General features: G+C 45.0%; 17 protein-coding genes. 12 read left to right on the top strand and 5 right to left on the bottom strand.

What is annotated here, in order from left to right:
- Positions 1 to 13: 13 nt before the first annotated feature.
- A complete protein-coding gene (locus K339_RS34760; RefSeq protein WP_051398243.1) occupies positions 14 to 508 on the bottom strand; it encodes a ferritin-like domain-containing protein in 495 nt (164 codons plus the stop codon).
- 216 nt (positions 509 to 724) lie between these two features.
- On the opposite strand from K339_RS34760, the gene K339_RS37305 reads away from it, so the two are divergent.
- Both K339_RS37305 and K339_RS37300 read left to right on the top strand, forming a co-directional pair.
- Positions 725 to 943, top strand: coding sequence for a hypothetical protein (locus K339_RS37305; protein WP_157607739.1), 219 nt, complete (start codon positions 725 to 727; stop codon positions 941 to 943).
- A gap of 26 nt (positions 944 to 969) precedes the next feature.
- The gene (locus K339_RS37300) at positions 970 to 1,308 is read left to right on the top strand and encodes a hypothetical protein (RefSeq protein ID WP_051398242.1); all 339 of its coding nucleotides are present in this window, start codon (positions 970 to 972) and stop codon (positions 1,306 to 1,308) included.
- Positions 1,309 to 1,411: 103 nt separating this feature from the next.
- Here K339_RS37300 and K339_RS0125045 read toward each other — a convergent pair whose 3' ends face one another.
- Positions 1,412 to 1,774, bottom strand: a complete 363-nt coding sequence (locus K339_RS0125045; protein ID WP_028526059.1) for a response regulator — start codon at positions 1,772 to 1,774, stop codon at positions 1,412 to 1,414.
- A 271-nt stretch (positions 1,775 to 2,045) separates the two neighbouring features.
- On the opposite strand from K339_RS0125045, the gene K339_RS34750 reads away from it, so the two are divergent.
- From K339_RS34750 to K339_RS0125030, 3 genes are read left to right on the top strand one after another with little or no spacing between them, the layout of a single operon-like run.
- A complete protein-coding gene (locus tag K339_RS34750; RefSeq protein WP_051398241.1) occupies positions 2,046 to 2,351 on the top strand; it encodes a YtxH domain-containing protein in 306 nt (101 codons plus the stop codon).
- Between the two features lie 57 nt (positions 2,352 to 2,408).
- Positions 2,409 to 2,774, top strand: coding sequence for a phage holin family protein (locus K339_RS0125035; RefSeq protein WP_028526058.1), 366 nt, complete (start codon positions 2,409 to 2,411; stop codon positions 2,772 to 2,774).
- Entirely contained in the window at positions 2,764 to 3,138 is a 375-nt protein-coding gene (locus K339_RS0125030) for a hypothetical protein (RefSeq protein WP_028526057.1), read from the top strand. Before K339_RS0125035 ends, K339_RS0125030 begins: the two co-directional genes overlap by 11 nt.
- Here the strand turns inward: K339_RS0125030 and K339_RS0125025 are convergent.
- Both K339_RS0125025 and K339_RS0125020 read right to left on the bottom strand, forming a co-directional pair.
- The gene (locus K339_RS0125025; RefSeq protein WP_028526056.1) at positions 3,135 to 3,563 is read right to left on the bottom strand and encodes a response regulator; all 429 of its coding nucleotides are present in this window, start codon (positions 3,561 to 3,563) and stop codon (positions 3,135 to 3,137) included. The two genes, K339_RS0125030 and K339_RS0125025, sit on opposite strands and share 4 nt — an antisense overlap.
- Before the next feature lie 9 nt (positions 3,564 to 3,572).
- On the bottom strand, positions 3,573 to 5,081 hold the full coding sequence (locus tag K339_RS0125020) for a sensor histidine kinase (protein ID WP_084332308.1): 1,509 nt from the start codon (positions 5,079 to 5,081) through the stop codon (positions 3,573 to 3,575).
- Between the two features lie 149 nt (positions 5,082 to 5,230).
- Between K339_RS0125020 and rpoN the strand changes: the two genes are divergently transcribed.
- Genes rpoN through K339_RS34740 form a run of 5 tightly spaced genes read left to right on the top strand, consistent with a single transcriptional unit; the run spans position 5,231 to position 12,217 of the window.
- The gene (gene rpoN / locus K339_RS0125010; protein ID WP_028526054.1) at positions 5,231 to 6,667 is read left to right on the top strand and encodes an RNA polymerase factor sigma-54; all 1,437 of its coding nucleotides are present in this window, start codon (positions 5,231 to 5,233) and stop codon (positions 6,665 to 6,667) included.
- Between the two features lie 35 nt (positions 6,668 to 6,702).
- A complete protein-coding gene (locus tag K339_RS0125005) occupies positions 6,703 to 8,199 on the top strand; it encodes a sigma-54-dependent transcriptional regulator (RefSeq protein ID WP_028526053.1) in 1,497 nt (498 codons plus the stop codon).
- A gap of 32 nt (positions 8,200 to 8,231) precedes the next feature.
- On the top strand, positions 8,232 to 10,229 hold the full coding sequence (locus K339_RS36220) for a PAS domain-containing sensor histidine kinase (RefSeq protein ID WP_051398240.1): 1,998 nt from the start codon (positions 8,232 to 8,234) through the stop codon (positions 10,227 to 10,229).
- 32 nt (positions 10,230 to 10,261) lie between these two features.
- The gene (locus K339_RS0124995) at positions 10,262 to 10,732 is read left to right on the top strand and encodes a response regulator (protein ID WP_211243843.1); all 471 of its coding nucleotides are present in this window, start codon (positions 10,262 to 10,264) and stop codon (positions 10,730 to 10,732) included.
- 15 nt (positions 10,733 to 10,747) lie between these two features.
- On the top strand, positions 10,748 to 12,217 hold the full coding sequence (locus K339_RS34740) for a hybrid sensor histidine kinase/response regulator (protein ID WP_051398239.1): 1,470 nt from the start codon (positions 10,748 to 10,750) through the stop codon (positions 12,215 to 12,217).
- On the opposite strand, the gene K339_RS34735 is transcribed toward K339_RS34740, so the two are convergent.
- Positions 12,156 to 13,016, bottom strand: coding sequence for a TspO-related membrane protein (locus K339_RS34735; protein WP_211243842.1), 861 nt, complete (start codon positions 13,014 to 13,016; stop codon positions 12,156 to 12,158). The genes K339_RS34740 and K339_RS34735 overlap by 62 nt on opposite strands.
- A gap of 193 nt (positions 13,017 to 13,209) precedes the next feature.
- Between K339_RS34735 and K339_RS37295 the strand changes: the two genes are divergently transcribed.
- Both K339_RS37295 and K339_RS0124980 read left to right on the top strand, forming a co-directional pair.
- The gene (locus tag K339_RS37295; RefSeq protein ID WP_157607738.1) at positions 13,210 to 13,362 is read left to right on the top strand and encodes a lmo0937 family membrane protein; all 153 of its coding nucleotides are present in this window, start codon (positions 13,210 to 13,212) and stop codon (positions 13,360 to 13,362) included.
- Positions 13,363 to 13,414: 52 nt separating this feature from the next.
- Positions 13,415 to 13,606: a hypothetical protein gene (locus tag K339_RS0124980; protein WP_028526051.1), complete on the top strand. Its 192-nt coding sequence runs from the start codon at positions 13,415 to 13,417 to the stop codon at positions 13,604 to 13,606.
- The last annotated feature ends 136 nt before the right edge of the window (positions 13,607 to 13,742 follow it).

The following is a 13,742-nucleotide window of genomic DNA, read 5'->3' as shown; positions in this document are numbered from 1 at the left end:
ACTCCTAATTCACTTATTCCATCAGCTTCATCGTGTCTTGTTCGTAAGTATTTGCGGCTTGGCTATGGTGAAGCGATTGAATCACTTTGAGTGATTGTTCGATACCCCCCTTTTGCCCCAGCAATACTCCTTTGATTTCCGCATTTGCCTGAATGTCTTCCACTTCCAGTGCCGCTTGGTACGCCTCAATAGCCGCTTCATCCCCAAACTCGCAGGAGCCCAAAATACCGTTTCGGTCATTACCCACCACAGCCGCTTTAAAATTGAGCCAAGCTTGGTGGAGAATCCCTACCAACGTTCCTTCATTCGCAGGGATTTCACCCGTTTCGCGTATGTAAGCAGCTAGGGTTTCCGCAAAATTGACGCTTTCGTTGTACATACTCGAAAAAATGACTTTCAAGTCTTCGTCTTTGGTGTCAGAGGCAGCAATTTGATACCCCGAAAGACGGTCGTTATTAATTCTTAAAAGCTCATTGAGCGTCCGTGTTATTACTTCGTTCTGTATCATGGCGTTGCTTTGTTTAGTGAATCAGTACTCAATAGGCCAACAAAACAGTTCCACCCGTTTTTAGGAAGCACATTGGGGAATTGGGACGCTAAAAAAGTCCCTAAAAGGCCAAATTGGGGAAAATACACCTCATTTTTTCTCACAACTAAGCATGGTATTTATTTTTTATACAATTCATTACCAAACAGTTATGACCACAAATTAAAGACAGCAATCATGAATAACATAGAAAGAGAAAGTGCAAGAGACTCGGCGGAGTCGAGGAAGATTTCCGCCTCCAAAATTACGCTTACCGTCTTATTAGTAGGCATTGGGTTAATGGTAGCCGCGTATTTCGCAGGTTTTATAACCCGACCAGACGAACAGCGTTTTGGCAAAGTGCAGCCTACCGACTCCGCCATCGTCACCGAAAGTGACACCACCATTGGAAAATAAATGTAAAACCATAAAGCTCAATTAACATGAAAACCACAGAACAAAAAATCAAAGAAACCGCCCAAGAAGGCATCGAAAAAATGGAAAAAGCCGCCACAAAAGCAGAAGCCAAAGTGGAAGTAGCCGTGGCCAAAGCACAAGCCAAAGCTGAAGTAGCTGCTGAAAAAGCCGACAGCAAATGGGAACAGTTTAAGGACAAAGCAGAAGACGCTTGGGAAGATGCAAAAGAAAAAGCCGAAGATATTTGGGAAGATGCCAAAGACGCGGCCGAAGATGCGTGGGATAAAACCAAAGAAAAAGCCCACGAGGTAGGCGAAAAAATCTCGAAAAAAACCAAAGAAATCAAAGAAGATGTATCAGCTTAATAGCTAAACGTCTTAAAACAAATACGCCTGTGAGCAATGCTCGCAGGCTTTTTTTTAGCAAAAAAAAAGAATGAACGCCAATCGCTCATTCAGAAAACTATCATTACAGAACACTCGCTATCTTCTTCACATCCAGCGGCTTTTCAACAAAACCATCTGCTCCAAGTGCCAGGGCTTGTTCACGCAAGGCACTCATGGCCGTCATCATCACGAGCTTGGCTTGCGGCATTTGCTGTCTTACTTGTGCGATATAATCAATGCCCGTTCCGTCGGGAAGGTTATTGTCCAAAAAAATCAACTGAGGGGCTTCGGCGGTCAGCTTGGCAAGGCCATCTGCAAGGCTGTGGGCCCGCATCGACACGATACCGTATTTTTTGAGAAACATTCCTAATAATAGACACGTATCTAGTTCGTCGTCGATTATCAATGCTCTCTCATAGACCTTATCTAAACTCGCATTATCCATTTCAATAAATCATTAAATAAAAGGCTAATCTTTCAGTAGTGGGTATGCTTACGGTAGTTGTAAGCAATATATGTATTAACATTAAAAAACCGTGCCAGTAACACGTAGAAATACGGGCTGGTTTTGGTATAATCTCCCCAATCGGGGTAAAAATGCCTCAATTTTCCACTCAAATCCCCCTTATCGGCCTTGGAACAGCGTTTTTATCTTATTGCTCGAATTCATCAGTAAATGAATAAATCATCACAAATCATTTAAACAAATAATTGCCATGACTAACAATTCAAAAGTAGTATTGGGCGTAGCTGCGGCAGCCGCAGCAGGTGCCGTTATCGGAATGATGTTTGCGCCAGAAAAAGGAAGTGATATCCGTGAGAAACTGCGCGAAACTGCGAATAATTTCGCTTCGGATTTACTTGATGCGCTCCAAAACGGGCGTACACAATACGCCCAAGTCGCCGAAGAAGTAGAAGACGCCGCGCAAAATGCAAAATCGAAAGTAGTAGGAAAAGTAGCTGAAATCAAAGACCGAGTAGAATCGGAAGCAGGGCAGTTGGCCCACACTTTCAAATCATAACTCCTTCATTCATCACGACCAAGCGAGGCAGCTCGCTTGGTCATTTCCCTTACCGCCATGGAAGTCATCAAATCAGCCCATGAAATCAAAGATAACGCCACCGACTGGCTCGACGCCGCCACTACCTACCTCGAAGCCCGCTGGAACTTAGGTGTTCTCGACCTCTCTGAAAAATCAGCCCGCGCCGCTTCTCACGTCGTGTCGTTGTTGATTTTAGGTACTATTGGCACCATCGTGCTGCTATTTCTCAGCTTAGGAGTAGCTTGGTTGCTGGGCGAATGGCTTCATAGCCCCGCCAAAGGCTTTTTTCTAGTTGGTCTTTTTTATGGAATTGTAGGACTCGTTCTGTTTTGGGTCAAAGACCAATTTATTCGGGTTCCTGTTGTCAATGCCTTTATCAAACAATTTTATTATGAAAAATAGCATCCAATCCATCGAAGATATTCAGGCCGAACGCGCCAATTTGAAGAATAAATTGGCCTTGTCACAACTTCACATGCACACCCGCGTACAAGCCATTCAACAAGAGCTTAACCCTGCTCGGCAAGCCTTGGGTGTCGTGAAAGATGTGTTTGCTAGACCCCGCAAAGGACTTCTTTACGTGGGCGTTGGTATTGGCGTTGACCTGTTGCTGCGCCGTCGCTTGCTCAAAAAAGCAGGCTGGTTGCCTCGGCTAGTTGTGCCTTTCTTAGTTCAAAATGCCGCCGCCAACGTCATTCAACGCAACAGCACGTCGTTCCTAGAAAAAGGACTACGGTGGTTTAAAAAAGCAACCGACAAGCGCTAATTAGCCCCCACGGGCAAACGGCTTAGTTGGGTCCAAAATTTGAGCAGTGTTTTGACGGTATCGTTGAAGTTTTCGTACGAAGCAGGTTTCGTGATAAAACAATTGGCACCCATCGAATAGCAATTATCAATGTCTTCACTGGCGCTCGAAGTCGTCAAAACCACAATAGGAATACGCCGTAACAATCCATCCGATTTTACGGCTTTTAGCACTTCCCTCCCATCCATTTTAGGCATATTTAGGTCGAGCAGTACCAACCCAATTCTGTTTTGCAACGCAGGAGAATTGAGGTTTGCTATTGCTTCAAGACCATTTTTTGCATACACAATCGGATTTTTTATACCACATTCTTCCATGACCGACTTCAATAAATACACATCGTCCTCGTCGTCGTCGCAAATAAGAATCGTTATTGCTTTGTTCATTCGTTTAGGTTATTTGGGAAGGTAAACGTGAAAAATGGCCCCCGATTCTCCCTGACGAGGTTCGGCCAATATATATCCGTTGTGATTGGTGACAATTCTACGGCACAACGAAAGGCCAATTCCCGTTCCTTCAAATTCGTTACGGCTGTGTAATCGCTGGAAAATTACGAAAATTTTCTCAGCATATTGAGGTTCAAAACCTATCCCGTTATCTATAAACGTAATTCGGTGGTATATATTTTCACTCTGCAAATCGCCCGCATTCGGTATTTCTCCCCCCGCTACCTGTTGGTAGTCAATTGTCACCATCGGAGCAACTCCCTCGTGGCAATACTTCATTGAGTTGGAAATCAGGTTAGTAAACAATTGTTCAAACTGACTTCGTACCCCCAATACCTCAGGAAGTGGCTGATTTATGATGCGTGCGTTCTTCTGGACAATTCGCTCTGATAGTTCTTCTCGTACATTTTTTAGTACATTATTTAAGTCCACTTTTTCAAAATTTTCTTCCCTTCGGTTAGTCGCTTTTGAAAATGCCAAGAGGTCATTGATGAGATTTTGCATCCGCATCGCCGACTGACTTATCTTCACTAGGCTATTTTGGGCATCTTCGTTGAGCTGTGGCGCATGTCGAACCTGCAACCGTTCGCTAAATGCTCGAATTTTCCGCAACGGCTCTTGCAAATCGTGCGAAGCTACGTAAGCAAATTGTTCTAATTCGGCATTGGTACGTTCGAGTTCTGATAATTTATTTTCCAATTCCGTTTGAAACCCAATCCGACGGCTTAATTCAACGTACAAAAGGCGGAAAAAGACGGCCAAAAAAGCCAAAGCTAACCCACAGAGCCCCAAAAGATACAGCGACATATTGTGGTCAGCACTTTTTTGTAATTCAATGCGAACATCTAAGTAACCTTTTTCTTGCTGATCAAAACGCTCCGAGGTAGCCCGAATCTTATCCATATACCCTTTTCCAAGATTCAAGGTTTTTAGATCAATTGGGATATTTTCTTGCGCACGGGCAATGTTCCCTTTGATAAAAATCAAACGTTGCTTTATAAATATGTCGAGTGAATCTAGCCGCTTCAATTGCACCTCATTGTCGCGAACAAGCTCCCTCAAATCTGTTTGAAATTGCTTGATATTATCGAGTCCTTTTTGGTAAGGCACTAAAAAATGCTCCTGATGCGACAGTAGAAAACCTCGCTGACCTGTTTCTATATCAACTAATGTCTTGATTAGTTCTTTGTTCACAAATCGGATTTGGTACGAATGCGCCACATCATTCGTCCGTTTTCCCATCTCTTCAAAGTGATTGAAGGTAACCCAGCTCAAAAAAACCAATAAAAGTAAGCTGACAGACGTCGCCAAAATAATGGTAAAAAGAGCACTGGGGACGGAATACAATGGATTCAAATTGGGAATTTTTTTACCCGAAAAACTGTGGAAATATTTCCCCAATTTGGGTAAAAAACGAATCAAAAACCACACTTTAATTTTCTGCGCTCTTGTTCTCATGCGAAACTGTTACCAAGTCTATCAAAATTCAGCATTTTTTTAGAATTAACTAAAATTTGCTACCCCATTTTTCAAAAAAAATACCCAAAAGTGAAACTTGGGCATATTTTTTTAATACCACAACCACAGAACAATTCCCATACCACACCATGGCCGCACCTGCCTTTAACCTGTTACAATCGCAAAAGCAAACGCTTAAAATCTCGCCCTCCCAAATTCAGTTGCTCAATTTTTTGCAATTGAATTCTCTGGAGCTTGAGCAGTACATCAAAAACGAGTTGGAAGAAAATCCGCTCTTGGAAGAACGCCAAAACGACGAACAAGACGGAGAGGCGAACGACGCGGAGTTTTCGTCGAGCCCACAAGCCGAAGACCGTACCCAAGACTACATGGACTGGGACGAGTTTAGCAACGATGACTTACCTGATTATCGGACGCGCATTGACCATGCCGCCGACGACGACAAAATATATACGCCTGTAGTGGTCGAAACCACCGATTGGCGAAGTGAATTAAAAGAACAATTTCACTTGTTACCTTTTTCAGAAAAACAACTACAACTTGCTGATTTTCTGATAGATTCCCTCACCGACCAAGGCTATTTGCCCGCTTCGGTAAGTACCCTAGCGGATGACGTTTCGTTTACGACGGGGGTATTTGTGGAAGAAGAAGATGTGCATTTTTTGGTTGATTGCCTTCGAAAAATGGAGCCCATTGGTTTGGGCGCACGCGATTTAAAAGATTGCCTGTTGATGCAGTTGGCCCGCGAAAAAAGCCCCGCTGCGGGCGTAGCTTCGTGGCTGGTCGATGACCTTTTTGAGGAAGTGGCGGCCCGTAATTATGATAAAATTATGCGCATGAGCGGCCTGCAACAGCACGAATTGAAAGAGGCAATTGCGCTCATTAGTACCCTCCGCCCCTACCCAATTGTGGACGGCGGCAGCAGTTCGGCCATGGTACTGAAAGAAACCATTGTGCCAGATTATATCATAACAGTCGAAAACGAGGCCATCGAAGTTGGACTTAACACACGCGGGATTCCTCCGCTGAAGGTCAATACCGATTATGCCAAATCCGTGGGCACATCGCGCTCGGCGGCTAGTTACGTCAACTCAAAGATTTCGGCGGCCCAGTGGTTAATCGAAGCCATTTTGCAACGCGAAGCGACCATGCTCAAAACCATGCGCACCATTGTTAATTTGCAGCGCGATTATTTTTTAACGGGTGATGTACGGTACTTGAAACCAATGGTATTGCGCGATATTGCCGAACGCATCAAAATGGATGTATCAACCATTTCGCGAACCACAAGTGGAAAATATGCCCAAACACCGTTTGGAATTATTCATTTAAAAGACTTATTTACCGAGGGGGTTAAAACCGACAACGGCGAAGAAGTTTCAAATCGCCAGATTCAATCCGCTTTGGTTACGTTGGTGGGGCAAGAAGACAAATCGCAGCCGCTCAACGATACCCAATTGACGGAGCTCTTGGCCCAACAAGGGTATTCATTGGCCCGTAGAACGATTGCCAAATACCGCGATTTACTCGATATTCCGTCCGCAACCATGCGGCGAGTTTTATAACGTACTTACTTGATTTTAATTAGTTTTTGCATCTCATGGCACAAAAAATCTTAGTCATCGACGACGACACCGACATCTGCTTACTTTTACGCCGCTTTTTAAGTAAAAATGGGTTTGATGTGGCCATTGCGCACAATGGTGTCACTGGCTTGGCCACCCTCGACGACTTTCGTCCAGACCTTGTTTTGACGGATTTCAAGCTAGGAGATATGGACGGCGTTACAATTTTAGCCCAAATCAAAGAGCGGTTTCCTTACGTTCCTGTGCTCATTATTACGGGTTATTCCGACATAAAAGTGGCCATCAACGTCATGAAACAGGGTGCTTATGATTACATTACTAAGCCCCTTTTTCCCGACGAAATTCTGTTGACCATCAAAAAAGCCCTCAGCCAGCCCACCCACCACATTGTGCCTACGGCGGCTTCGGTCGAAGAAGAAACCAACAACCCATCTTCGCCCCGTAAAAAAAGCAGCGGCCCCGCTCCTGCCTACATTTTAGGAAATGGCCCCGAATCTCAGCATTTGTACAAACAAGTTGACTTGGTTGCCCCGACCAATTATAGCGTACTCGTTTACGGCGAAAGTGGCTCAGGAAAAGAAGCCGTTGCCCTCGAAATCCACCGTCGGAGCAAGCGTGCCAACGGACCGTTTGTGGCCATGGACTGCGGGGCTATTTCTCGTGACTTGGCTGCGAGTGAGTTGTTTGGGCACGAAAAAGGGTCTTTTACGGGCGCACTCACCCAAAAAATAGGTCATTTTGAAATGGCCAATGGTGGCACGCTCTTTTTGGACGAAATCGGCAATTTGCCCTACGATGTTCAGGTGTCGTTGTTGCGCGTGGTGCAAGAACGGAAAGTGCGCCGAATCGGCGGAAATCGCGAACTCGAAGTGGACGTACGCATCATTGTCGCCTCCAACGAGCGCCTCATCGAAGCCGCCCGCCGAGGAAAATTCCGCGAAGATTTGTACTACCGTTTCAACGAGTTTAGCATCGACGTTCCCCCACTTCGTGATCGCAAGCAAGACCTCATGGCATTTGCTCAGTTTTTTCTTGATAAAACCAACGAAGAATTGGGGAAAAATGTCCGTGGTTTTTCGGCCGAAGTGATTCAGGCGTTTGAAGAATACCCTTGGCCTGGCAACCTCCGCGAGATGCGAAACGTCATCAAACGTTCCACGCTCCTCTCCGAGGGCAATATGATAGAAGCCCGAACGCTCCCGTTTGAATTGCTGAATTACAGCCGATTGCTATTTTTGGAACCCAGTCCCCCTGCGGTAGCCCCAGTACCGTCGTCGCCCGTGGAAGTACCCATTTATGCACCGCCCCAACCCGTCGTTGCGGTACCCGTAGCCGCGAAAGCCGCGTTTAACAAAACCGACCTAAAAGCCGCCGCGTTGGAAGCCGAATACGAAATGATTTTGAATGTGTTGAAGCAGGTTAATTTCAATAAAAGTAAAGCCGCCGCCGCTTTGGGCATCGACCGAAAAACGCTTTATAACAAAATGAAAAGCCTCAACTTAAACAGCTAGGACTCCTAGCTGTTTTTGGCATTTAAGATACCATGACCGTACCCTACGATAATCCGCTTAAAACATTTCAGCTCGACTTGATTGGAAGCCAAGTAGAATTACTTTGTCGTATTCTACCTGACCTTATTTACGTGATTGATTTAAAAATCAACAAGTTAGCATTTGTCAGTGACCGAGTCACCGAATTGCTGGGGTATTCGCTCGACGATATTCACGAAATGGGCGACACGTTTGGGCCGATTATGATTATTGAAGACCGTGCTAATTTCTCAAAGCAAATCTCAGAAAAATTCAACAACCTTCAGATTGGAGAAAATGTAGAATTTATGATGGGATTTCGCCACAAAAATGGCGAAATTCTTACGCTTCGTAACCGTGGCACTGTCCTTAAAAAAGACGAAGAAGGCAACAACCACTACCTGATTCTCACTGCCGAAGACGTCACTCAGTCGCAACTCAGGGAGCAAACAATTTATAAAAAACAACAACACATTGAAGATACCGAACGCGCGCTTAGGTTTGGCTCATGGGCTGTAAGCAATTACCCCGCCAACGACAAGGTGTATTGGTCCAACGGTGTTTTTGATATTACGGGGCTGTCCGTCAAAGACTACCCCGACAGCTTTGTTCCGTATCAAACTTACTCGGAGCTGATTCCCTCTCAGGAGCGTGAGCGCGTCCAAGCCATTGCCCAAGCCCACCTCGCTTCCAAAGACCCGTACTATGAAATAGAACACGGGATGATTGACACCAATGGCCATCACAAACAAGTTTTGCTTCGCACCCATGCTTTTTTTAATGAGCAAAGCTTTTCGCTGATTGGAACCGTTTCGGACATTACCCTGACCAAACGCTACGAAGACGAACTCGCCACCAAAATAGTCGAGCTCGAACGTCAGCAAGCGCAGATGGAAGAAGCAGAATCTATTTTTAAATTTGGAAGTTGGGAATGGCAGTTGGGAGAACAAAGTTTTCGCTGGTCGGAGGGCATGTTTCACTTGCTAGGTATTGACTCAAGCACTTGCCCCAGCCACACTGTTCCCGAAGGATTTTATAATCAGTTTGGACACCCTAGCGACATCAAGGCCATTGATGATTTTGCGGCTGAATTATTGGCTGGACAAAATGCCATCAACGAACTCAACCACCGCTTGGTTGATAAAAATGGTGATTTAAAGTACATTTCTATTCGGGCAAAAAGCCATTTTGACGAACACGGGAAAGTCCAAAAAATCGTTGGGGTTTGCATTGACGTCACTCAGCTTGAAATTTATAAACGCGAACTTGAACGACAGCTCGAAGCTGTCAATAAAAGTAACCGTGAGTTGGAGCAATTTGCGTACGTAGCGTCCCACGATTTACAAGAACCCCTGCGCAAAATCATTGCGTTTGGCGAACGTCTCGAAAAGAAATACCAAGAAAGTCTCGGTGACGACGGGCGTTTTTTGCTCGGCCGCATGACCAATGCCGCCCAACGGATGAACAACCTCATTGAAGGGCTTCTGACCTATTCGCGGGCATCGCGTCAGATGGAATCGCCACAAACGGTTTCGCTACAAGAGGTTATCAAACAAGTACTTGAAGACCTAGAACTGAAAGTCCAAGAAAAACAAGCCACCATCACGATTGGTGACTTACCAACGGTGGACGCCCAACCCGTTCAGATGCGTCAATTATTTCAAAATCTCATCGACAACGCCCTGAAATTCAGCAAAAAAGACAGCAAACCAATTATTGAAATTTCGGCAGTTGCAGTCAGTAAAAATGACATAAAGTACAATCCTCAGCTTAATTCCGAGCTTAATTATTATAAATTTTCGGTCAAAGACAACGGCATTGGCTTTGCGCCCGAATACAATCAACGCATTTTTGGGATTTTCCAACGGCTTCATGGACGCTCAGAATACGAAGGAACGGGCTTGGGCTTGGCCATTTGCCGAAAAATTGTGGAAACCCACCAAGGATATATCGAAGCCAAAGGCCAAGAAGAGCAAGGCGCCGAGTTCGTCTTTTACTTGCCTGTCAAATAACTACCTCTCATTAACCCTATTTAAAAACTATTTTGGAAACACAAGACACCCACTACAGCAAAAATCGAGCATTAATTTTGGTCGCTGAAGACGACGAAGACGACCAACTTTTCACCAAAGAAGCCTTTGAAGAAGCCCGTTCTTATATAGATATTCGCTTCGTAAACGACGGTCTTGAGTTGCTTGATTACCTCAAAAAACGCAACAAATACGCCGAACCCGCCGATGCACCACGGCCTTCGCTTATTTTGCTTGACCTCAACATGCCCAAAATGGACGGTCGCGAAGCTCTCAAGGAAATTAAGTCAGACGAAACGCTGCGTACCATACCAATCGTTGCCCTCACTACGTCCAAAGCCGAACAAGACGTCTTAAAAACGTATCAATTGGGGGTAAATAGTTTTATTACCAAACCCGTAACATTTACCGAATTTACCGAAATAGCCCGAACCCTCGGCCACTACTGGCTTGATATTGTTCAACTTCCTCAAAATCGTAAGTAAGCTTTTTTAACGCACATGAGCACCGAAACCCTCAAACTCCTCATCGTTGATGACGACGAAGACGATTTTTATTTAACCTCCGATTATATCAAAGAAATACCTTCCAAGAAGTTTGACATCACTTGGGCAAATTCATTCAATGAGGGCATCAAAAAACTCACGCAGGATAACTTCGATCTGTGTTTTTTTGATTTTTTGTTGGGGGCAAAAACGGGTATCGACTTGCTCAAAATGGCCCTCGAAAGGGGCGTAAGCTGTCCCATTGTGCTACTTACGGGCAAAGGCGACCAGCACATCGACCTCGAAGCCATGCGTCTTGGGGCGATGGATTATCTGGTTAAAAGTGAGTTGGATTCTGAGAAATTAAATCGGTGTATTCGGTATTCGTTGGAGCGTGCAGAAAGTGTTCGGCGGCTGCGAGAAAGCGAAACCAGGCTGCGCAGCATCTTTGAACACATGAAAGATGCGGTTCTTTTGAAGCGCCCAAATGGACTCATTTTTTACCACAATACCGCTGCCCTCACCCTCCTTGGGTTTGACGAAAGAGACATTCGACAGCTCCATTTTCGTGAGTTGTTTGTCACCATTTCTGATTATGATCGCTACGTACAAGCCCTGGAGCACCGCGATTCGCTGGACCATTTCGATGCCCTCTTGATCCGAAAAAACAATGAACGGATACTGTGCTCGCTTCACATCAGCAAACATACCGACAGCGAAGGACTTCCGTACATTATGATTGTTATTCAGGACATTACAACCCGAAAAAAACTTGAGCGAGACCGATTATTGGCCGAAAAAGCCGCTTCTACCGCCCGTCTTGTACGTACGCTTGCCCACGAAGTTCGGAATCCCCTTACCAACATACACTTGTCGCTTGACCAGCTAGAACCCGAGCTTGAAGACGAAGATTTGCGCCTTTTTACGGACATTATTCGACGTAACGGCCACCGAATCAACGGCCTCATCACCGAACTCCTCAATTCGTTTAAACCCCAAGAGACGATTCTCAAACACGTTTCTATCCAAGATATTTTGGAAGCAGCGCTCGCTGAGGCCATCGACCGCATCAATCTGAAAAAAATAACGCTCGTTAAAGAATTTGGACAAGCGTGCTTTTTAGAATTGGATGCGTCAAAGATTAAAATTGCCCTACTCAATCTTATTATCAATGCCATCGAGGCCATGGAACCCGAATCGGGCGTGCTGACCATCGTTTCCCATACTGCCGACGAAACCTGTTTTGTCAAAGTCCAAGACAATGGCTCGGGCATTAGTCCAGAAAACCTAAACCGTTTGTTTGAGCCTTATTTTACCTCAAAAACAAACGGTTTAGGACTGGGATTGGCCGCTACGCTTACCATTTTACATTCGCATCAAGCGACGGTCGAAGTCGAATCTGAGCTTGGGAAAGGCACCACTTTTACTGTGATGTTTCCACTTGCGAAATATACGTCCTTTGCTGAGGAGGAAATGGCCGAATGATTGTTTTTCGGAACAACGACCGCAATAGCTCAATCGCCAACGCACCCACCACAAGCAGCATAGCAAACACCGTGGCCCACACCAAAATACGGTGGTACTCTGCTGCTTGATGACGTGCAATGAGTATGCCCGTAAAAGCCCACAAAACTGAAAGGCTCAGGTAACCATTACGCAGTAGGTTGAGTGCAATACCCGTCACAATGGCCCCAATAACAACCATCGTACTTGCCCACGACACTTCGTTTTCTGTCCAGCCCCAACTCACCAAATAGGCCGTCACGTTGGCAATGGTGGCAATACAAATCCAGCCCAAATACATCCCAAATGGTGCTTTTAGTGCTACCCGACTTCCGAGCGTAAGCGCAGGGGCAATACCATCTATTTTACGGTTGATTTGAACCAATTGGGCCAATAACAACACCATAACGACTACCGAAATGGCGATGTACTCAAAATGCCACAAACAAATCCAAGAGGCATTCAGAAAGCAGGTCGTTACAAAACCTAACCCTATACTTCTGACTGTTTCGCCCGTGGCTGGACCCACATTTCTTTGAAACATCGACTTACTTTGCTTGACACAAAACCAAAAAAGGAGAAGATAAATCACTCCCCAAATGGAAAATGTGAGGGGCGCAGGGACAAACAAATTGGGATATTGGTCAGAAAGCTGTCCCGTGGTTTTATGGTTTAAAGGTAGCGCTACGGCAAGGTAGTTGGCCGCAATCATTACTACAAAAAAGACCCAGTTAAGCAACTGTAAAGTCTTGACGCCTAGGTTATTCATCTGTGCTTTCATAGTTTTTCATGTTTTGTATTATTGGTAAAACACGCGTTCCAAAGCCATTGTTTGCCCCAACTGTGGCATTTCTTCCACATTTCCCCACACTACCTACCTCATTTTCCCCATTTTTTGGGCTATTTAGCCTTGGAACGACGTTTTTAACTCACTGAGCATCAATCAATTTTTCCACCCAAAACTATTTTCAATCATGCGCTCTCTCTTGTATATTATCGCTGTCATTTTAGTAATAGGCTGGTTAATTGGCGCTTTTGCCTACAGTGCTTCTGGTCTTATTCACATTCTCTTGGTATTTGCCGTTATCTCGTTTCTCATAGGACTTATCCGTAGAGGAACGGTTTAGCACCCCTGCACTACGTTTTTGTTGATGTTTCACTTAAAAACTGTTCAATTGTATGGAAGCTCTCATTTTGTTAATAATCATGGGCGTCGGACTCATCGGACTTGCAGTTTCATCGGCGTTGCTTTATTCAACTTATCATCCCAAACAGGATGGATTCAACACAAACGTAGATCAAGCACACCGTGACTTGTTCTTTCGCAAAGTCAAAAACAACGCCACCCGTATGCGTCACGCTCTTCACTAATAGATAGTACCATAAGGAAAACGCGCCATTCCATCTGCCTTGGAATAGCGCGTTTTTTTGTTTTATTCTTTCCATAGTGGTAAAAGCCCAGTAAGTTGTCTTTAGGATAGTTGGGAAAGAACCGCCCACTGCGTAT

Origin of the sequence: Runella limosa DSM 17973, assembly GCF_000482465.1 — a bacterium.
Lineage (GTDB): Bacteria > Bacteroidota > Bacteroidia > Cytophagales > Spirosomataceae > Runella > Runella limosa.
This window is presented reverse-complemented; position numbering and strand designations above follow the sequence as displayed.